16 protein-coding genes are annotated in these 19113 nt (G+C 44.2%); 9 read left to right on the forward strand and 7 right to left on the reverse strand.

The annotated features are described in order from the left end of the window. Positions 1–1143 carry an acyltransferase gene (locus ABZR88_RS11620; protein ID WP_107830425.1) on the forward strand — a complete coding sequence of 381 codons (1143 nt, stop codon included), beginning with the start codon at positions 1–3 and terminating at the stop codon, positions 1141–1143. A gap of 14 nt (positions 1144–1157) precedes the next feature. Here the strand turns inward: ABZR88_RS11620 and ABZR88_RS11625 are convergent, their stop codons facing one another. Together ABZR88_RS11625 and ABZR88_RS11630 are read right to left on the reverse strand one after the other, a co-directional pair. After that, positions 1158–1727 (reverse strand): MarC family protein, encoded by a 570-nt coding sequence (locus ABZR88_RS11625; protein WP_107830427.1) that lies wholly within the window; start codon positions 1725–1727, stop codon positions 1158–1160. A gap of 139 nt (positions 1728–1866) precedes the next feature. Then, positions 1867–3426, reverse strand: a complete 1560-nt coding sequence (locus tag ABZR88_RS11630; RefSeq protein WP_107830429.1) for an amino acid permease — start codon at positions 3424–3426, stop codon at positions 1867–1869. Between the two features lie 217 nt (positions 3427–3643). On the opposite strand from ABZR88_RS11630, the gene ABZR88_RS11635 reads away from it, so the two are divergent. After that, positions 3644–3901, forward strand: coding sequence for a hypothetical protein (locus ABZR88_RS11635; RefSeq protein ID WP_107830431.1), 258 nt, complete (start codon positions 3644–3646; stop codon positions 3899–3901). Positions 3902–3968: 67 nt separating this feature from the next. On the opposite strand, the gene ABZR88_RS11640 is transcribed toward ABZR88_RS11635, so the two are convergent. After that, a complete protein-coding gene (locus ABZR88_RS11640; protein ID WP_107830433.1) occupies positions 3969–6227 on the reverse strand; it encodes a sodium-translocating pyrophosphatase in 2259 nt (752 codons plus the stop codon). 148 nt (positions 6228–6375) lie between these two features. On the opposite strand from ABZR88_RS11640, the gene ABZR88_RS11645 reads away from it, so the two are divergent. After that, positions 6376–7842 (forward strand): APC family permease, encoded by a 1467-nt coding sequence (locus tag ABZR88_RS11645; protein WP_107830435.1) that lies wholly within the window; start codon positions 6376–6378, stop codon positions 7840–7842. After that, entirely contained in the window at positions 7805–9226 is a 1422-nt protein-coding gene (gene dacB / locus ABZR88_RS11650) for a D-alanyl-D-alanine carboxypeptidase/D-alanyl-D-alanine-endopeptidase (RefSeq protein WP_107830437.1), read from the forward strand. Before ABZR88_RS11645 ends, dacB begins: the two co-directional genes overlap by 38 nt. Positions 9227–9337: 111 nt before the next feature. On the opposite strand, the gene ABZR88_RS11655 is transcribed toward dacB, so the two are convergent. Next, positions 9338–9733: a VOC family protein gene (locus tag ABZR88_RS11655; protein ID WP_107830439.1), complete on the reverse strand. Its 396-nt coding sequence runs from the start codon at positions 9731–9733 to the stop codon at positions 9338–9340. Positions 9734–9918: 185 nt separating this feature from the next. Here ABZR88_RS11655 and ABZR88_RS11660 point away from each other — a divergent pair, with 185 nt between their 5' ends. Then, positions 9919–10755: a sulfite exporter TauE/SafE family protein gene (locus tag ABZR88_RS11660; RefSeq protein ID WP_107830441.1), complete on the forward strand. Its 837-nt coding sequence runs from the start codon at positions 9919–9921 to the stop codon at positions 10753–10755. Positions 10756–10761: 6 nt separating this feature from the next. After that, positions 10762–11148, forward strand: coding sequence for a DUF1634 domain-containing protein (locus ABZR88_RS11665; protein ID WP_107830443.1), 387 nt, complete (start codon positions 10762–10764; stop codon positions 11146–11148). Here the strand turns inward: ABZR88_RS11665 and ABZR88_RS11670 are convergent. After that, positions 11145–13481, reverse strand: coding sequence for a TonB-dependent receptor (locus tag ABZR88_RS11670; RefSeq protein ID WP_170113664.1), 2337 nt, complete (start codon positions 13479–13481; stop codon positions 11145–11147). The genes ABZR88_RS11665 and ABZR88_RS11670 overlap by 4 nt on opposite strands. A gap of 303 nt (positions 13482–13784) precedes the next feature. On the opposite strand from ABZR88_RS11670, the gene ABZR88_RS11675 reads away from it, so the two are divergent. Further along, positions 13785–15065 (forward strand): alpha/beta fold hydrolase, encoded by a 1281-nt coding sequence (locus ABZR88_RS11675; RefSeq protein ID WP_107830447.1) that lies wholly within the window; start codon positions 13785–13787, stop codon positions 15063–15065. A 111-nt stretch (positions 15066–15176) separates the two neighbouring features. Here ABZR88_RS11675 and ABZR88_RS11680 read toward each other — a convergent pair whose 3' ends face one another. Beyond that, positions 15177–15647 (reverse strand): DinB family protein, encoded by a 471-nt coding sequence (locus tag ABZR88_RS11680; protein ID WP_107830449.1) that lies wholly within the window; start codon positions 15645–15647, stop codon positions 15177–15179. Between the two features lie 110 nt (positions 15648–15757). Between ABZR88_RS11680 and ABZR88_RS11685 the strand changes: the two genes are divergently transcribed. After that, positions 15758–17530, forward strand: a complete 1773-nt coding sequence (locus tag ABZR88_RS11685) for a DUF885 domain-containing protein (protein WP_211309856.1) — start codon at positions 15758–15760, stop codon at positions 17528–17530. A 59-nt stretch (positions 17531–17589) separates the two neighbouring features. Here the strand turns inward: ABZR88_RS11685 and ABZR88_RS11690 are convergent, their stop codons facing one another. Next, positions 17590–17892 carry a YXWGXW repeat-containing protein gene (locus ABZR88_RS11690; protein WP_170113665.1) on the reverse strand — a complete coding sequence of 101 codons (303 nt, stop codon included), beginning with the start codon at positions 17890–17892 and terminating at the stop codon, positions 17590–17592. A gap of 147 nt (positions 17893–18039) precedes the next feature. Between ABZR88_RS11690 and ABZR88_RS11695 the strand changes: the two genes are divergently transcribed. Then, entirely contained in the window at positions 18040–19113 is a 1074-nt protein-coding gene (locus ABZR88_RS11695) for an SGNH/GDSL hydrolase family protein (protein ID WP_107830650.1), read from the forward strand.

The raw sequence follows: 19113 nt of genomic DNA on the forward strand, positions 1-19113 counted from the left end.
ATGACAACACAAAGCACAACCGGGTACCGTGACCGAATAATCGGACTCGATATTTTAAGGAGCACCGCCATATTAGCCGTCCTGATGGCTCATAGTTCTGATTTATTATCAAAAGAAACAACGTTTAAAGCCGCTGCATTTTTCAGCGGCTTTTTTGGCGTAGAATTATTCTTTGTGCTAAGCGGTTTTCTAATTGGCACTGTGCTGATGAAGACGTTTAATATCCCACATTTAAACACGAGTTCAATCGGTCTATTTTGGATAAGAAGATGGTTTAGAACATTGCCTAATTATTATCTTATCATCGGGGTTTATAATCTGCTCTATCACCATATAACTCATACCTGGGTTTATAGCTTTAAAAATAACACCAGTTATTTTTTTTTCCTGCAAAACATCAAGCCCGGAATGTCTGCACAATATTTCTCGGTTTCTTGGAGTTTAGCTATTGAAGAATGGTTTTACCTGTTATTTCCGTTACTATTATTTATAGGTCAGTATTTGTCAAAAAACCGTAGGCTGGTACTCCTATCAGTAACCGGTATTTTTATCTTCATCCCGCTGCTGCTTCGGGCATATTTTGCCCTAACCAGCGCAAATACCGAATGGGACAATGGCTTTCGAAAAGTAATGCCATTGAGATTAGACGGCATAGGTGTAGGTGTATTGCTTGCTTATATCCATTACTATCATAAAACCAGTTTAGAAAAAGCCAGATTTAAGCTTTGCGGTATAGGTTCATGTATTCTTATAGCAGAAACCTTATTTTGGGCTTGTCCACAATTTATAAATACCGGCTTATCATCACTGCTATTCAAAACCATCTTCTTTACTTGCTTTAGTATAGGCGTCGCTTTGGTTCTACCAGCATTTTACTATTTAAAAATCAGCCATAAATCTTTGTTTGGCTATGCTGTCACCAACATCAGCCTGGTATCTTATTCTGTTTATTTATTGCACCCATTGGTACTCTTGATTTTGCCCAATATGCTTGCTAAGCGGCATCTGGATAATCCGATACTTCATTTTGCATTGGTCTGGGTAATGAGTTTCTTGCTTTCGTGGGTGCTTTATCAAATTTTTGAGAAGCCAACAACAAATCTTCGCGACAAGTTTAAAGGCAGAAAATATACTGCTGTTTAACTGATGTGGTGCGCTTACAAATGCGTGTTCGTTCTGAACAGCTTAATGGCAATAGCCAGCAAAATAATGCCGAAAGCTTTACGCAGCACCATAATCCCCGTTTTACCAAAAAGCCTTTCCAGCCATTTTACATTCTTCAATACCAAATACACAAAAACGGTATTGACAATAATGCCAACTAATATATTCTGCGTTTGATACTGTGATTTGAGCGATAACAGCGTAGTCATGGTACCGGCACCGGCTATTAATGGAAATGCCAGTGGAACAATAGACACCGCCTCGGGCATTTCTTCTTTAAAGAACCGAATGCCCAGAATCATCTCCATCGCAATAATAAAGATCACCAATGAGCCTGCTATGGCGAACGAGGCCACATCCAGGCCGATAACGTTCAACAATTCATCGCCGACAAATAGAAAGATCACCATCAACACCAATACCACAATAGAAGCCTTTTCAGACTGGATATGTCCTGCCCGTTGCCGCAGTTCTATAATTACGGGGATAGCGCCCAAAATATCGATAATAGCAAACAAGATCATCGTAACAGATACGATCTGTTTCGGGTCGAAGCTTAGCATAAGGTTACTTTGTTTGAGTGTGTTATTTTAAAGCTAAGCAAAAAGCAGCTAAAACAGGAAATGATTTAACTGATAATTTATTTCTTCAGAAGATCAGAGGAAACAAAAAAGGTTCTGAAAATATTCAGAACCTTTTATATTATTTGGTAACCTTAAGCTCAGGAGCGGGTGGATCTGCCGGTACTTCTGCTAATTCTTTACGCACCAGCGAGTGTTTAACACTGTAGCCAAAATAGATGATAAAACCTATAAGTAACCAGCCAATCAATCGGGCCCAGTTAGTCCATCCCAGGCCGTAAATCATGGAAGAACATACCAATACGCCCATAATGGCGGTAAATCTAAAAGCGGGCGTTTTGAACGCACGCGGGATTTCCGGGTTCTTTACACGCATAATCCATACACCGATACACACCAGGATGAAGGCGAACAGCGTACCGATACTAGTCATCTCCCCTACAATATCCCCCGGAATAAAACCGGCAAAAATGCTCACCAGCACAAATATGATCCAGTTTGATTTGTATGGGGTTGAATATTTTGGATGCACATCCGAAAACACTTTCGGCAGCAAACCGTCATGACTCATTGAATAGAACACGCGCGACTGCCCCAGCAACATCACCAGAATAACCGATGAAAAACCAGCCAGAATAGCGATGGTCACAAGGTTAGATAGCCATTGATATTTAGCTACCCAAACGCCGTTTATCAAGCCGCCAGCCATGTGTTCTATAGCATAAGCTACAGAGGCTTCTTTACCGTGGGTTCTAAAATCTTCTGTACTGGCCACACCTGTTAACACAAACGAGAATAGTACATACAGCACTGTACAGATAGCCAGTGAACCCAAAATGCCCCATGGCATAGCTTTTTTAGGGTCTTTAGTTTCCTGTGCAGCTGTAGACACCGCATCAAACCCAATAAAAGCAAAAAACACCACGCCTGCAGCTCCCAGTATACCTGTAATGCCGCCGAAGTGGTGAGAAACGCCTGAGTCATCTTTATAAATGGTTGGCTTAGGAATAAATGGCGTATGATTAGCCGGATTAATGTAACCCCAACCCAATGCTATAACCACCAATACTATGGCCACTTTAGTAATAACAATGAGTGAGTTAACAAAGGCCGAACCCTTGGTGCCTCTGATAAGCACTATAGTTAATAACAGGATGATGAATATACCCGGCAGATTAACTATACCATGCTGTAATACTGCATGGGTATTAGGGTCTATCACCTTTTCAAAGGGCGAGTGGCACCACTCGTAGGGTATATTGAGTCCGAATATATTGAGTAACTTATTCAGATACTCGCTCCAGGCAATGCCTACCGTGGCGGCACCTACGCCATATTCCAATATCAAATCCCAGCCGATAATCCAGGCGATAAACTCGCCCATAGTGGCATAAGAGTAAGTGTAAGCTGAACCGGCAACGGGTATCATACTGGCAAACTCAGCATAACACAGGCCGGCAAAGGCACAACCAATGGCCGCAATAATAAAGCCAATGGTAACAGACGGACCAGCATTCTGAGCTGCCGCAGCCGCCGTTCGCACAAACAAACCGGCGCCAATAATAGCGCCAATACCCAGTGCTACCACAGCACCCACACCCAAGGTACGCTTCAGTGTGTGGCCGCCTTCCTCAGGGGCGGCAAGTAGCTGCGCAATAGATTTTTTAACAAATAACTTCATCGTTTAGTTAAGTAGTTTTATATTCATGTTACTCCAAACCTAATTATTTTTTATCATAAGGTAAAATTGACATGATAACAAATCAGTACCAACACAAAATAATATTAGTTTTAAATAGCCCTTCGCTTCATAAAATCAAATTTTAGGCACGAAAGCCAAAATATTTAACTGTTGCGCCAGGTTGCTATATTTGCAGTCAATAAACACAGAAAACACTATGTCAGCTTGCAACGTATCTATACCATTTACCGGCAGTGCACAGGCCTTTGTGCAAAACCTTAAAACCAAAGTAACCGCTCAAAACGGCAGCTTTAGCGGCGACGAAAACAGCGGTACCATCAGCGTATCAGTTTTCGGCGCAACGTTGGGCGGCAGTTATACCATCAATGGGCAACAAATTGATATCGTAATTGATAAAAAACCAATCTTCGTTGGCTGCAAACAAATTGAAGGTTACCTGGCAGCAAATTTGTAAACACTGATGATTTGATAAACTAAAAAAGAGGCTATAGGCCTCTTTTTTAGTTTTCTTCTGCATCTAATCACACTTTCTTATCTACCTTCATCACATGCACCGTTTGCGAGTGTTGGTTAATCTCGTCCTGTAAGCGTTCGTTATGTCTAACCTCGTGGTTCAGGTGCGGTGCAATAACCAGTGAAACGATAGACATTAGCTTGATGAGGATATTCATCGATGGACCAGAGGTATCTTTAAACGGATCGCCCACGGTATCACCAGTTACAGCAGCCTTGTGTGGCTCTGAACCTTTTTTATAAACTTCACCGTTAATCTCCACCCCTTTCTCAAATGATTTTTTGGCGTTATCCCAGGCACCGCCGGCGTTGCTTTGGAACATACCCATCAGCACACCAGAAACGGTTACGCCGGCCAGCAAACCACCCAATACTTCCGGACCAAAAGTAAAACCGATGATAATTGGCGTGATGATAGCAATTAAACCAGGGGCTACCATCTCGCGGATAGAGGCCTGAGTGGAGATAGCCACGCATTTCTCGTACTCGGGCTTAGCTTTGTGCTCCATAATCCCCGGAATCTCGCGGAATTGGCGGCGAACCTCATGCACCATAGCCATAGCGGCACGACCAACCGCCGAGATTGCCAGCGAAGAAAAGATGAAAGGAATCATCCCCCCCACAAACAGGCCTGCCAGTACATCGGCTTTATAAATATCAATATGATCAATACCCGCAACGCCCACAAACGCCGCAAACAGCGCCAGCGAGGTTAATGCCGCAGAGGCAATGGCAAAACCCTTACCGGTAGCAGCGGTGGTGTTACCCACGGCATCCAGGTTATCGGTACGATGGCGCACTTCCTCTGGCAAACGGCTCATTTCTGCAATACCTCCGGCGTTATCAGCAATAGGCCCGAAAGCATCTATGGCCAACTGCATAGCGGTGGTGGCCATCATACCCGCAGCGGCGATAGCCACACCGTACAAACCGGCAAAATGATAAGAACCATAAATACCACCGGCCAAAACCAGGATAGGCAATACGGTTGACTCCATACCAATAGCCAAACCGCCTATAATGTTGGTAGCATGACCGGTTGCAGACTGCTGCGTAATGCTTATCACCGGGCGTTTACCCATGGCGGTATAATACTCGGTGATAATAGACATCAGCGTACCAACCACCAAACCTACTATAATAGACAGGTATACGCCGGTTTTATCAAACTGTTTTACACCTTCCTTCAGCGTGGTAGTGCCGGGCATCGTATCACGAATTAAATGCAGATCACCTGCTGGCAGCATCCATCTAACCACAAAAAATGTAGCAACGGCGGTTAATATGATAGACGTCCAGTTACCAATATTCAGTGCGTTCTGAACACTGTCCTCTTCATTCTTTATCCGAACAAAAGCAGCGCCAACAATAGAGAATATCAACCCTAAGCCAGCTATCAGCATCGGTAAAAGCACAGGGCTAATACCACCAAAATTATCTACCAGGCTCTTACCATCAGCGCCAACAATCTCGCGGCCCAGTACCATTGTGGCTAACATGGTAGCCACATACGAACCAAACAAATCGGCTCCCATACCTGCCACGTCACCTACGTTATCGCCCACGTTATCGGCAATGGTAGCGGGGTTACGCACGTCATCCTCAGGGATACCGGCTTCAACCTTACCTACCAGGTCGGCGCCTATGTCGGCCGCTTTGGTATAGATACCGCCGCCTACACGGGCAAACAGCGCGATAGACTCTGCTCCTAATGAGAAACCAGCCAGAACTTCCAGCGCTTTCTCCATTTCAAAACCATTTACGTTACCGTGCTGGCTTACTACATACATCTGGTAAAAAACAATGAACAACGACCCCAGGCCTATAATAGCCAAACCAGCCACACCCAGACCCATTACCGTACCACCAGTAAAAGAAACCTTAAGCGCCTGCGCCAGACTAGTTTTGGCGGCCTGCGTAGTGCGCACATTAGCTTTAGTAGCTATGCGCATACCGATATAACCCGCAAAGGCCGACAGAAACGCACCAATAATAAATGAAATAGCAATAACCGGGCTGGAGGTTTTTACGGTAGTGCCAGAATAAGCCAGCAAAATACCCGCCAAAACCACAAAGTAACTCAGCACCTTCCACTCTGCACGCAGAAAGGCCATAGCGCCTTTAGCAATGTAGCCCGAAAGTTCGGTCATGTCGCCCTCGCCAGCGTCTTGTTTAGATACCCAGGCAGATTTGGCGGCCATCACCAGTATCCCCACCACACCTAAAAACGGAATTAGATAAATCAGGTAATTGTTCAAGAAATTCATATTTTGATAAGAGTTATAATTGTAACGTCAGTGTGACGTCGTTTGTAAAAATAGTTCTTCGGAGCTAATTACCAAATAAAATTTGCTGACAGTAAAATGATAATTGGCTTTTTTTAATAGCTTTAGGATCTAAACGCTAAACCCCTCTATGCAAGACAACGCTTCGCCAAAACTTAAGCACGAATTAGGACTGTTAGACGGCACCATGCTGGTAGCCGGATCAATGATTGGCTCTGGTATTTTTATTGTAAGTGCCGATATCATCCGTAACGTAGGCTCATCAGGCTGGCTGATCTTTGTTTGGGTAATTACCGGGTTTATGACGCTTACCGCAGCCGTTAGTTATGGCGAGTTGAGCGGTATGTACCCTAAAGCGGGTGGCCAGTATGTATACCTCAAAGAGGCCTACAACAAAATGATCGCCTTTTTATATGGATGGAGCTTTTTTGCCGTGATACAAACCGGCACTATAGCTGCGGTGGGGGTAGCTTTCTCCAAGTTTGCAGCTTACATATTTAAACCGCTAAGCGAGGATAATATCCTATTCAGCATTGCAACAGGTACCAATAAATCTGGCGCACCGACGTATTTTACCATCAGTGCTGCGCAGATTGTTTCTATCCTGCTTATTATACTGCTTACCTATGTCAATACCAAAGGTGTTAAAGGCGGCAAGATTATCCAGAACATTTTTACGCTTGCTAAGCTGCTCAGCCTTTTCGGATTGATCATTTTCGGGTTAATTATGCTGAAAGGCGATGTATGGCATGCCAACTGGAGTAATGCGTGGTCTTTACATAAATTGAATGCCGACGGCAGTTTTAGCAGCTATACTACCACGGCGGCCATGGGCGCTATAGCGGCGGCCATGGTAGGTTCTATCTTTAGTGCCGATGCCTGGAACAATGTCACCTTTATTGCCGGTGAGATGAACAATCCCAAGCGCAATATTGGTCTTAGCCTTTTCTTCGGTACACTGATAGTCACTATCATTTACGTATCAGCCAACGTAATGTATACCGCTGTTTTGCCGCTGCACGATATTGCAACAGCAGAAAAAGACCGTGTGGCTGTAGCTGCCTCTACCCAGATCTTCGGACAGATTGGCACATTAGTTATAGCGTTAATGATTATGGTATCCACCTTCGGCTGTAATAACGGATTGATACTTGCCGGCGCACGTGTATACCATACCATGGCAAATGACGGTTTATTCTTTAAAAAGGCCGGTACGCTAAACAAAGCAGCTGTTCCAGAGTTTGGTTTATGGATACAGTGTGTGGTGGCATCGATACTGTGTTTGAGCGGAAGCTATGGCAAACTATTGGATATGATTTCATTTGTAGTAGTGTTGTTTTATGTGCTTACTATTTTTGGCATCTATATTCTGCGCAAAAAACGCCCTGATGCAGAGCGGCCGTACAAAGCTTTTGGCTATCCCGTGCTACCTGCTATTTACATTATAATGGGTTTAGTTTTCTGCGGATTGTTACTGAAATATCAGCAAGGCAACTACCCTGTTTGGGGACTGATTATTGTGCTGATAGGCATACCTATTTATTATTTTACAAAACCTGATGCAAAAAAACAGGAAGTACTTACTACTGATTCTTAGTCTGCTCACAGTCCTGCACCTGCAGGCACAAACGCTGCAACAGGGCTTACAAAATGCTTTTACCCGGCTGCAGCACGATGCACAATGCCGCTATGCCACGCTATCGCTCACCGTGCTGGACGCACAAACCGGTGAGGTGGTTTTTACTGGTAACCCTGATGTGGGTCTGGCTCCGGCATCAACCTTAAAAACGGTTACGGCTATTACATCTTTTTACGTTTTAGGGAAAGATTTTCAATACCAAACTCAACTGGGCTACAACGGCCATATTGACGCCGATGGTACGCTAACCGGCGATATCATCATCAAAGGTGCAGGCGACCCAACCCTGGGCAGCTGGCGGTGGGAAAACACCAAAGAACCTAACATTCTGGCTATGATGACGGCAGCCATCCGTCAGGCTGGTATTAAGAAGGTGAACGGACGCATTATCGGTGATGAGTCGGTATTTGGCTCGCAATCTATCCCAGAGGGCTGGATACAGCAGGATATGGGCAACTATTACGGCGCAGGCACATCTGGCCTTTGCTGGCGCGAAAATCAATTCGATATTAAACTGAGCACCGGCGCGGTGGGCAGCAAAGTTGGCATTGCACACACAGTACCTGCCATGCCTTATTACCAATTTAAAAGCGAGCTGACCATGGTCGGCGATAACAGCGGCGGCGACAATGCCTACGTTTATCTGCCTGTTGGCAATAACACCGTTTACCTGCGCGGCACCTATGGCGGTGGCGATGCCCGCAAAAGCATTGCAGCAGCCCTACCCGATCCTGCATTTGATGCTGCTTTCCGTTTAAATGATACGTTAATTAAACTGGGCATTAGCGTAAGTAACGGGCCGGAGTCTGTTAATACCTTAACAAATAAAAATCAACCTGTACCAGCTATAACAGGCAAACTGACTACCATCAGTTCGCCTACGCTGAGTAAGATGGTGTACTGGATGGACCAGAAAAGTATCAATCTTTACGCTGAGCAATTATTAAAAACACTGGCGCTTAAATTGGGCAAAACACCATCAACCAGTGATGGGGCAGATTTTGTGCATGATTTTTGGAAAGCCCGTGGTATTGATCCCAATTCGCTCAATACCATTGATGGCAGCGGCCTGTCGCCTGGTAACCGAGTAACCACGCAAAGCATGGCACGTATTCTACAAAGCGCAAAAAAAGAGCCCTGGTTTGCAGATTTTTACGAGAGCCTGCCACTCTACAACAATATGAAAATGAAAAGCGGCACCATTAACAACGGGCTGGCTTTTGCCGGTTATCAAACACATGGTGGCAAACAGCTGTGCTTTTCAATCATCGTTAATAATTATAATGGGAGCGCCTCTGCCATGCGGCAGAAATTATTTAGGGTGTTGGATGAGTTGAAGTAGGATTTAGCCGGTACATAATACATCAGTCAATAGAGAATTAAAAACCTTGTGATTGCTGTAAGGAACAGCAATCACAAAAAAATTGGCTAAGCATCTATCGGGTTAAACAAATTACATTCCAGCAGGTACCGAGTGTAGCCCAATGCGGTTACCTTCAGTGTCTATAAATACCCCCATGTGGCCATACTCTGGCGATATTTCTGTTTTGGGCACCAAAATCTTACCGCCGGCGGCTTCTACCCTATCTAATACTAATTGTACATCAGGATTTGCGTTCAGATAGATCAAAGGACCTTGATCTGCTGATGGTTTGTGGAAACCACCACTGTCTACCAATGCACCGCCAATACCGGTCATCATATCTTGTACCGGGAACATACGCATCTTCATCATGGGCATATCCATGGCAAAAAGTTCTACCGCAAAAACGGTTTCATAAAATTTCTGAGCGCGGGCCAGATCTGTAGTGGGGATCTCGAACCAGCTGATAGCATTTTTCTGTACCATAGTTTAAGTGATTAGTTACCAACTAAGTTAAGCTATTTTTTGATGACATTAATGTGCACAAAATCTTTAAAATAAAAGTATTTCTATCTGATTAGTAGACGATTAAATTTAAAAAACAACCTAAAACCAACTCCAGCAACGCGAAGTTATTGCTATTTTAGCAACGATCTCTAAAGGCTATTTCCATGTCGGTTCTATTGTTTACAGCTATCATTTTGGTGGGCGCATATTTTGCCGGTCTGCTGGGTTCATTAACCGGACTGGGCGGTGGTTTTATCATCATCCCCATGCTTACTTTGCTGTTGCATGTTAACATCCACTACGCTATTGGGGCTTCGCTGGTGTCGGTAATTGCCACTTCGTCTGGCGCGGCGGCGGCTTATGTAAAAGAGGGTATCACCAATATCCGCATCGGCATGTTTTTGGAAATTGCCACCACCATTGGCGCCTTTGGTGGGGCTATGCTGGCGCTGCACATCAATCCTAGTTATATTGCTATACTGTTTGGGCTAATCTTGTGTTTTTCATCCATCATGTCGCTGGTAAAAAAAGTACAAACCGAAACCGCAGAACCTAGTCCGGCCGCTATCAAACTGAAACTTAACGGCTCCTACCCCTCTGCCCACGGCCCGGTAGATTATGGTGTGCGTAATGTGGGCGGCGGCTTTTTAATGATGTTGTTTGCCGGCATTATTTCAGGCCTGCTGGGCATAGGCTCCGGCGCGCTGAAGGTGATAGCCATGGATACTATTATGCGCATCCCCTTCAAGGTATCTACCACCACCAGCAATTTTATGATAGGCGTTACGGCGGCAGCCAGTGCAGTAGTTTATTTGCAGCGTGGATACATTGATCCGGGCCTGTCCATGCCTGTGGTGCTGGGTGTGGTGCTAGGCGCATTAAGCGGCTCTAAAATATTGGTGAATACGCAATCGTCTAAATGGCTGCGTTGGGTATTCACCATCGTAATTACGGTGCTGGCCTGCCAAATGATCTACAATGGTGTGACCGGTAAAATATAGCGTAAGATGGCAGAGAAACGGCAGTTTAAGGATAAAAACATGCAGCTGATAATAGGCTGGTTGCTACGCCTGGGTGTGGGCATTTCTATGCTAATTGTACTGGCTGGCGGCATTTTGTATTTATGGCGCCATCAGCATAGTCATTCTGACTATAGCACCTTTAAAGGCGTGCCCCAGTTCGTCCATCCCCGAAACATTATTGCAAGCATATTGGCAGGAAAAGGCCAGGCCATGATACAAGCCGGCATTATTTTTCTGATTGCCACGCCTGTTATGCGAGTAATCTTTTCGGCTATTGGCTTTATCTTAGAGCGGGATCGGCTTTATACAGCTATCTCTATTTTAGTTTTGCTGGTTATCTTAACCAGCATGCTGAGCGGACACGCAGGCTAGTTGCCGCCACCGGTGCCTATACGGTTTTGTTCGTCGGTATCGCCGCTTATGTGCCGTCTGCGCGCTTTAACGCTACGCTTACCAAAGTAATAAGTTAAGCTACCGGTATAATAACGGGTTTCTCTTTTATCCAGACCTATCAAATCAAGATTCATGTACTGGCTCACATACCTATCCCGGCGTGTATTAAAGATATCATTAACAGCAAGATTGACAGACAGCCTGTTGCCCAATATTTTCTTGCTTGCAGTTAAATTGGTATAATAAGATGACCGGTAATAGTAAATGGCATAATAGGTAGGCGCCTCATAAAAATTAAGCAGGTTGATACCAAAACCATCCGGCAGCATAAACTGGCTATTAAGCTTAAAGATGCCGTCAAAAGCGCCACGATTTAGCTGTCCTTCGTAGTCTTTATAACGCTGATAGCTGGTGTTTACATCAAAATTGATATTCCACCACTCGGCCACGCTTGCAGCCACATTAAAATGCAAGCCGTAGGTAACGGCGCTTTTAAGATTTTGGCGTGTGGTTACAAATATCTTGGTAGCATTATCCTGCTGAAAATAGGTAAAGCCAGAAAAACCAGATATATCCATAAAATACAGCTCCGTATTTAATATACCGCGGTAGTTGTGCGTCAACTGCAGTAAGTTCTCATATGAAGGTCTCAAAAATGGGTTGCCCTGTCGATAGTTGTATTTATCCTGAAAAAAAATGATCGGATTCAAATCATCGTAAGATGGCTGATAGGTACGCCGCCCGTAGTTAAATGAAATACGGTTATCGTCATCGGCCCGGTAGTCCAGCTGTAGTTGCGGATAAAAGTTTACGTAATCTCTTACTACGTCCTCCTGCTGGTAATACGAGTTACCATCAGAGTGTGTATATTCTCCACGAATACCGGCCATAAACCCAAGCTTATCAGTAAACCGCCCTGTGTAGTTCACATAGGCACTATTCAGGTTCTCGTGATAAAGAAAAAAACTGGATAGTGTGTCGGGCACATAGGTATCGCCCACCTTGTCTTCAAAACTTTGCGTGTTATTGCTTTTTACATAGCTGGTTTTCAAGCCGGCTTCCAGCTTTGCTTTGCCAATGGGCTTTACATAGTCAAGCTTGGCGCTAAGAATATCATATCTTACAGGCACATAATTATGATATTGCTGACTAGCATTTTTTGCTTTCATGCGGCTATTGACAAACATAGTTGTTAAATACTCGTCAAAAGCGCGATTGTAAGCTGTATAATCTACGTCTGCACTGATGGTTTGGTTAGTATGACCAAGTGTACCGTTATAATTGATATTATAATTAGTTTGATTAATATGCCGCCATTGTGATGACGTGGTGAGCAGCGTACTATCCAGATTGCCGTTCCTGATAAAATCGAGCGAGTTGCGTTTCTCCAGATCTATCCGCTGAAACACCCCCATAAATAAAAATCCCAGCGTATGCAGCGAGTCAATGAAGATGTCTCCGCTCAGATTTACTGTCGGGTTTTTGCTGCTGCCCACATTGTAATAGGTAGAATAAATATCGGTATTACCAGGCAGGTAACGGTCTGTATTAATGGTATGATCGCTTTTGTTCCTACCCGAAGAAAAACTACCGGCTATATTTACTTTCTTGGTTCGATAGTTAAGGCTCAGCCCCTCGTTGTATTTATAAAAATTACCATATCCGCCTCCGGCCGTTAAATTGCCGTTTAAGCCAACATCTTTACCTTTTCTTGTTATGATATTGATAACACCGCCTGTCCCCGTAGCATCATACTTGGCAGAAGGATTACCAATCAGTTCTATCAGTTCCACATTATCGCTAGCTATGCTGCGCAGCATTGTTTGTACATCACCCTGCGATAATTGTGTGGCCCTGCCGTTTATCATAATGAGCGGTGGCTGCCCTCCTTTAAAAGTCAATTCGTCATTACTGCTAACTTTAATGCCAGGCGCCGCCGAAAGCACGTCCAATACACTGGTACCGCTGGGCGAAATTCCTTTGGCAACATTTATTACAACTTTATCAATTTTATTTTCAATCAACGTGTGCCTGGTAGCCACCTTTACTTCTTTCAATAAGGTATTTTTCGATATGAGGTTGATGGGCGGTAACGTGACAATCTCGCCTGCGGCTACGCTAAAAGTATCGGTCTGAAATTCTTCGTAATTAAATTTACTGGCCGATATATAGTATGATCCGGGTGGAATATGGTCAAAACGGTAATAGCCTTTTTTATCAGAATGGGTTTTATCTGCCATCACAGCATCGCGCACGTTCATCAGCGTTATGGCAGCATCTTCTGCATAAGCGTGATTTTCAACGTAAACCATACCATGAAGGTTGGGTGTCCTGCCCTGGGCTTGTGTGTTTTTATAAAAAAAACATAAAGCACAAAAAAGCAGACAGACAAATAATCTCATTAACCGGAAGCGTAGAATTTAAACTATAAAATATTTTTTTAAGTTAAATACAGCACAATGAAAGCGCTAAACCATATCAAATACAAACCTGTTGTACGGTGCAAAATATTAAAAGTTATCAAAACATATATTTTTTTGCATAGAAAACGCCATTATTAACCGTAACGGCATTCGGGATTTATTTATAAGTTTGCTGGCAAACTTTGGTGTCTGATGAAAAGATTCATTATTGTATTTATACTCGTATTTTCAATTTCTGCAAGTTACGCGCAAACAGAACCTGTTAATTATAAAGCAACCATCAATCAATTCAAAACATTTTATAACAGCAATAAACCCGATAGCATTTACAAGCACCTCGGGCCAGAAATGCGCAAAGAATTGAGTGAGGCTGATTTCAAATCAACCAGCGGGCAATTAAAAGCTCAACTAGGGCCTTTAATGGAAACTACCTTTCAGGAAATGAGCGGCACTGTTGCTACTTATAACGCCGTATTTGAAAAAGGATCGCTGGTATTAAGATTACAACTAAATAAAGACAACCAGATTGCCGGCTTACTAATGCAGCCGGTAGCAAACAAGCCCGTAGCGTTGGCTGATGATCCGTCGCTGATTGAAACCCCGGTTTCGCAAAAAATACTTTCAGGCAGTATATCGGGCACTTTAACCATGCCTAAAAATGCAAATGGTAAAATACCTGTAGTACTTATTATAGCCGGCTCCGGCCCAACCGATAGAGATGGCAATAACGGAAACACCATCCATGCCAATACCTATAAAATGTTGGCTACTGCTTTGGGCAAAAGTGGCATTGCCTCGTTACGGTATGACAAACGGATGGTAGGCAAAAGCATCAGCTCTATTAAAGAGAAAGAGCTGCACTTTGATGATTATATTGATGATGCCATTGCTCTTATTAACCTGCTGCATGATGATCAGCGTTTTTCAAAAGTAATTGTGCTTGGCCATAGCGAAGGATCGCTGGTGGGTATGATTGCCGCATTTGATCAACCTGTTAATGCATTTATCTCGGTATCAGGTACGGCCCAAACGGCCGACAAGATTATCACCGAGCAATTGAAAAACTCGCCTGACTATAGCCGTAACGGCATGCGCTCAATACTCGATAGTTTAAGAAAAGGAAAATTCACAGATCAGGTAGATCCATCGCTATACGCGTTGGCGCGTCCAAGTGTACAACCCTACCTGCTATCTTGGATGTTTCGCGACCCGGCAAGAGAGCTTCATAAGCTAAAAATACCGGTTTTGGTTTTACAGGGAACCAGCGATTTACAGGTACCCACTACAGATGCTGAAAAGCTAAAAAAAGCCAAATCAGACGCTGTGCTTACTATTATCCCCAACATGAACTACGTATTAAAAGATGCGCCGGTTGATAGGGATAAAAACATGGAAACCTATAGCGACCCGGCCCTACCACTTAAACCAGAATTGGTAACGGCTATAACTGGGTTTATTGAAAAATTGAAGTAAAAGAAATACTGTTTTGTCACCGACGGAAGAGGGATCTTTTCAGTGAGATGAGTGTTGGTATGCCGTCTTCGAAAAGATCTCTCCCATTGGTCGGGATGACATCCAGCTTTCTCACCTCCACGCATCCAGCAGTCTTCTGATCACAATAATTTCTGCAGTGTGATAAGCATTGTGATCGGCTATTTGCAAGGCCTCACGTAATAAGGTTTGGCCGTCACCGTGCTCAAAAGGCTCATGCAGGTCCCCGGCTTTCAGCAGCTTGATAAATTCTTCCAGATCTTTATTGATCTGAGCCACGGAGTTATCCCAATCTTCATCGCTTTCGGGGTCAGCGTCTTTAGGCCAGTAATCATCGGGCCATTTTGGTGAACGGTGATTGGCATCTCTGCTAAACTCCAGCATATCCCATTGGGCAATGCGTATATGCTCCACCAACTGCCAGATAGAATAGGGTAAATCAGCAGGCTTTTTACCACGCAAATCAGCAGGCAAACCTTCCAGTGCGTCGGTTAAACTGGCGTGTGCCATGCCGCCTCGTAACAACTTTATTAATTCGTCAATCAGTTTATCTTGCTTATCCATATCGGTTTAACAAAAACTGCCTTATTTGGTTGCCTGCATTTTGCAACAAGACGCTTACAAATCCGGCTAAAAAACTTTATGTTTATCTCGAAACTTAAATATTTTTTCAGGTGATCAGAAAACTACTCCCACTGGCATTTGTAATCACTGTCATTTATTCGTGCAAGAAAGACAGCGTTAACCCCGACATGGGCGAAAAGGATAATACCACGTTCAAGATCTACGAAAACCGTTTCCTTGACGATCTGTGGAAACTTGACCCGGATTGGGCCACGCGCGAGGGATATCATAAATATGATAGCTTACTCATTGTGCCCGATGCCAAGCATCGCGATGCCATTATCAACTTCACCCGCAAGCATCTGGATTCGCTATCGGCCTATAATGCTACGCAGTTAAACGATCTCAATAAGATTGATCATCACCTGATACAGAACCAACTGGAGAAAATGCAGTGGGAGGTACAGCAGGAAAGAGCTTACGAGTGGGATCCAACCAGATACAACATTATCGGCTCTTTCGCCTATATTTTGAATGAGCATTATGCCCCGTTGCAAGACCGTCTGCACCATTTTTATCAGAAGATGGAGAACCTGCCTGAGTATTATAAGGTGGCCGAAAAACAGATTAAAAATCCTGCGCCAGAACTACTGAACCTGGCCGTTAACCAATTAACCGGCGGCGTAAGTGTCATAGAAAAAGATTTTGCAGACTCGCTCAAGAAAACCAAGATCCCGGCAGAAGAGCAGAAACAAATGCTTACCCGCGCAGAGCTATCAGCTAAAACTATTAAGGACTTTGCCGCCTGGCTAAAAGCATTAAAGAATGATAAACCACGCAGCTTCCGCCTGGGCAAACAGCTGTATGATGATAAATTTAAATACGACATCCAATCTGCAGGCAGTGCACAACAGCTTTTTAACTCGGCTGTAGACCGTTCAAAATATATACACAAAGAAATGGCTAAGCTTACCATTAAGCTGTGGCCAAAATATTTTGGCACAACACCAATGCCTGCCGATACCATGGCCATGGTGCGGGCTATGATAGATACTATTTCCTCTAAACACGTAGAACCGGGTGAGTTCCAATCGGCCATTGAGAAACAGCTTCCGCAGTTGGTTAATTTTATCAAAGCCAAGAACCTATTGACGCTCGATCCTTCTAAACCGCTGATTGTGCGTAAAGAGCCTGATTATATGGCGGGAGTAGCGGGAGCCTCGGTCACTTCGCCAGGCCCGTATGACAAAACCGGAAATACTTATTTTAATGTGGGCAGCCTATCTGGCTGGCCGGCAGAGAAAGCTGAAAGCTATCTGCGCGAGTACAACCAGTACACCCTGCAGATCCTCTGCATTCATGAGGCCATCCCTGGCCATTATACACAATTGGTTTATGCCAATAAAGCGCCAAGCCTTATCAAATCTGTATTGGGTAACGGCGCTATGATTGAAGGCTGGGCCGTTTATAGCGAACAAATGATGCTGGAGGCCGGCTATGGCAACAATGAGCCGGAGATGTGGCTAATGTGGTACAAATGGAACCTGCGCTCCGTTGCAAACACCATACTTGATTACGCCGTACACACCGGCAAGGTAGAAAAAGACGCCGAAGTAAAATTCTTAGTAAACAACGCCTTCCAACAACAGGCTGAAGCCGAAGGCAAATGGACACGCGTAACCGTAAGCAGCGTACAGCTAACCAGTTACTATGCGGGCTATAAAGAAATTATTGACCTACGCAATGACTATAAAAAAATGATGGGCGATAAATACAGTGTAAAAGAGTTTAACGAGAAGTTTTTAAGCTTTGGCAGCGTACCGGTAAAATACATCCGCGAGATTATGTTGGCTAAACCCAAGGTTGACGAGAAAAAGCCATAACGCTTAGTAGAACCGCATAAAAAAGAAGCGCCCTGAATATCGGGGCGCTTCTTTTTTTATTATCTCCAGAAACCGGCTATCCAAACCCAACCATGGCCTCTGCGTTGCCAATGACCATCTACCCAAACAGCTGCCGGACGCGGCGGTGTTGCCCAGTAGCCGCCATGATAAACATAGGTGCGACCACGAGGAACATAATCATCTTCAACCCACACCGCTCTTGGTGATGGCTGTGCCGGACGTACAACTACACGACGCGCCGGGCGACCAATACGTGCCCTAACAACTATCTGCGCTTCGCTAACGTTAACGGCCAGCGCAATTGCCGCTGCGGCCATTAAACTTTTCCAAACAGTTTTCATAAATAATGTTTTTGTTAAGTATATGTGTATGACAATCCAGACTTTGGAAAGTTTAAAACCTTCACAACTTTCCTTCTGGCCCTGGCAGCCTCCGTTATACATCTTTAAATATATTTTGCTTTCTTTATGGCGCAAACCATTATCAGCATGAAGAGATTATCCATCCTGTTTTTCCTGTTCATCTCAGCAACTGCACTAGCGCAGCAAGCCCTGCCTTATAACGATACCCGCATACATTACATGGGGCGTGTACAAATGCAAAATGGCAGCGCCGTTCTGTCATGGTCGGGCAACTCTGCTACTATTAACTTTAACGGAACCGGAGCTGATGCCATTCTAAGCGATGAGAAAGGTGATAACTTTTTGGATGTTATTGTAGATGGTAAAGTAGTTAACGTAATTCATCCCGATACCACCATGATGAAGCGGTACGAGCTGGTAACCGGATTGCCGGCCGGCAGTCATCAGCTCACCTTATTTAAACGTACCGAGTGGGTTATGGGCAGCACACGTTTATATCAGTTTTTATTAAATAAAGACAGCAAACCACTGGCTGCGCCTGCCGCTAAAAAGCGTAAGATTGAGTTTTATGGCAACTCCATTACCTGCGCCATGGCGGTAATAGACTCATCGGGCAAGGACCGTGGTACAGGGCCTTATGAAGATAATTACCAAAGCTATGCCGCTATTACAGCCCGCCATTTTGATGCTGAGTACTCCTGTATTGCCCGCAGTGGCATTGGCGTGATGGTAAGCTGGTTCCCGCTCATTATGCCCGAGATGTATGATCGTCTAAACCCTGCCGATCCAGGCAGCAAATGGGACTTTAAGAATTACACACCTGATGTAGTGGTCATCAATCTGTTTCAGAATGATTCATGGCTGGTACACCGTCCAGAGCACGCGGAGTTTAAACATCGCTTTGGCGACAAAGCGCCAGAACCTGCCAAAATAGTTTCAGCCTATAAAGATTTTGTAAAAAACATTCGCAGCAAGTACCCTAAAGCTCAAATTATTTGTGCACTGGGTAATATGGACGCTACCCAAAAAGACTCGCCATGGCCAGGCTATATCGAGAAAGCAGTGGGCGAGTTAAAAGATACGAAAATCTACACGCATTTCTTTGTTTACAAGAACACACCAGGTCATCCTAACGTGAAAGAACAACAAGCCATGGCCGATGAGTTGATTGCCTTTATAGATCAGCATATTAAATGGTAA

This window comes from Mucilaginibacter yixingensis, from assembly GCF_041080815.1.
Lineage (GTDB): Bacteria > Bacteroidota > Bacteroidia > Sphingobacteriales > Sphingobacteriaceae > Mucilaginibacter > Mucilaginibacter yixingensis.

Excerpts from the sequence above, each read along its gene's own strand:
- ABZR88_RS11665 (WP_107830443.1), top strand. The coding sequence starts at position 10,762 with ATGGCAGAGAAACGGCAGTTTAAGGATAAAAACATGCAGCTGATAATA.
- ABZR88_RS11680 (WP_107830449.1), bottom strand. The coding sequence starts at position 15,647 with ATGGATAAGCAAGATAAACTGATTGACGAATTAATAAAGTTGTTACGA.
- ABZR88_RS11645 (WP_107830435.1), top strand. The coding sequence starts at position 6,376 with ATGCAAGACAACGCTTCGCCAAAACTTAAGCACGAATTAGGACTGTTA.
- ABZR88_RS11630 (WP_107830429.1), bottom strand. The coding sequence starts at position 3,426 with ATGAAGTTATTTGTTAAAAAATCTATTGCGCAGCTACTTGCCGCCCCT.
- ABZR88_RS11670 (WP_170113664.1), bottom strand. The coding sequence starts at position 13,481 with ATGGTTTACGTTGAAAATCACGCTTATGCAGAAGATGCTGCCATAACG.
- ABZR88_RS11625 (WP_107830427.1), bottom strand. The coding sequence starts at position 1,727 with ATGCTAAGCTTCGACCCGAAACAGATCGTATCTGTTACGATGATCTTG.
- ABZR88_RS11690 (WP_170113665.1), bottom strand. The coding sequence starts at position 17,892 with ATGAAAACTGTTTGGAAAAGTTTAATGGCCGCAGCGGCAATTGCGCTG.
- ABZR88_RS11620 (WP_107830425.1), top strand. The coding sequence starts at position 1 with ATGACAACACAAAGCACAACCGGGTACCGTGACCGAATAATCGGACTC.
- ABZR88_RS11660 (WP_107830441.1), top strand. The coding sequence starts at position 9,919 with ATGTCGGTTCTATTGTTTACAGCTATCATTTTGGTGGGCGCATATTTT.
- ABZR88_RS11675 (WP_107830447.1), top strand. The coding sequence starts at position 13,785 with ATGAAAAGATTCATTATTGTATTTATACTCGTATTTTCAATTTCTGCA.
- ABZR88_RS11640 (WP_107830433.1), bottom strand. The coding sequence starts at position 6,227 with ATGAATTTCTTGAACAATTACCTGATTTATCTAATTCCGTTTTTAGGT.
- dacB (WP_107830437.1), top strand. The coding sequence starts at position 7,805 with ATGCAAAAAAACAGGAAGTACTTACTACTGATTCTTAGTCTGCTCACA.
- ABZR88_RS11695 (WP_107830650.1), top strand. The coding sequence starts at position 18,040 with ATGAAGAGATTATCCATCCTGTTTTTCCTGTTCATCTCAGCAACTGCA.
- ABZR88_RS11655 (WP_107830439.1), bottom strand. The coding sequence starts at position 9,733 with ATGGTACAGAAAAATGCTATCAGCTGGTTCGAGATCCCCACTACAGAT.
- ABZR88_RS11635 (WP_107830431.1), top strand. The coding sequence starts at position 3,644 with ATGTCAGCTTGCAACGTATCTATACCATTTACCGGCAGTGCACAGGCC.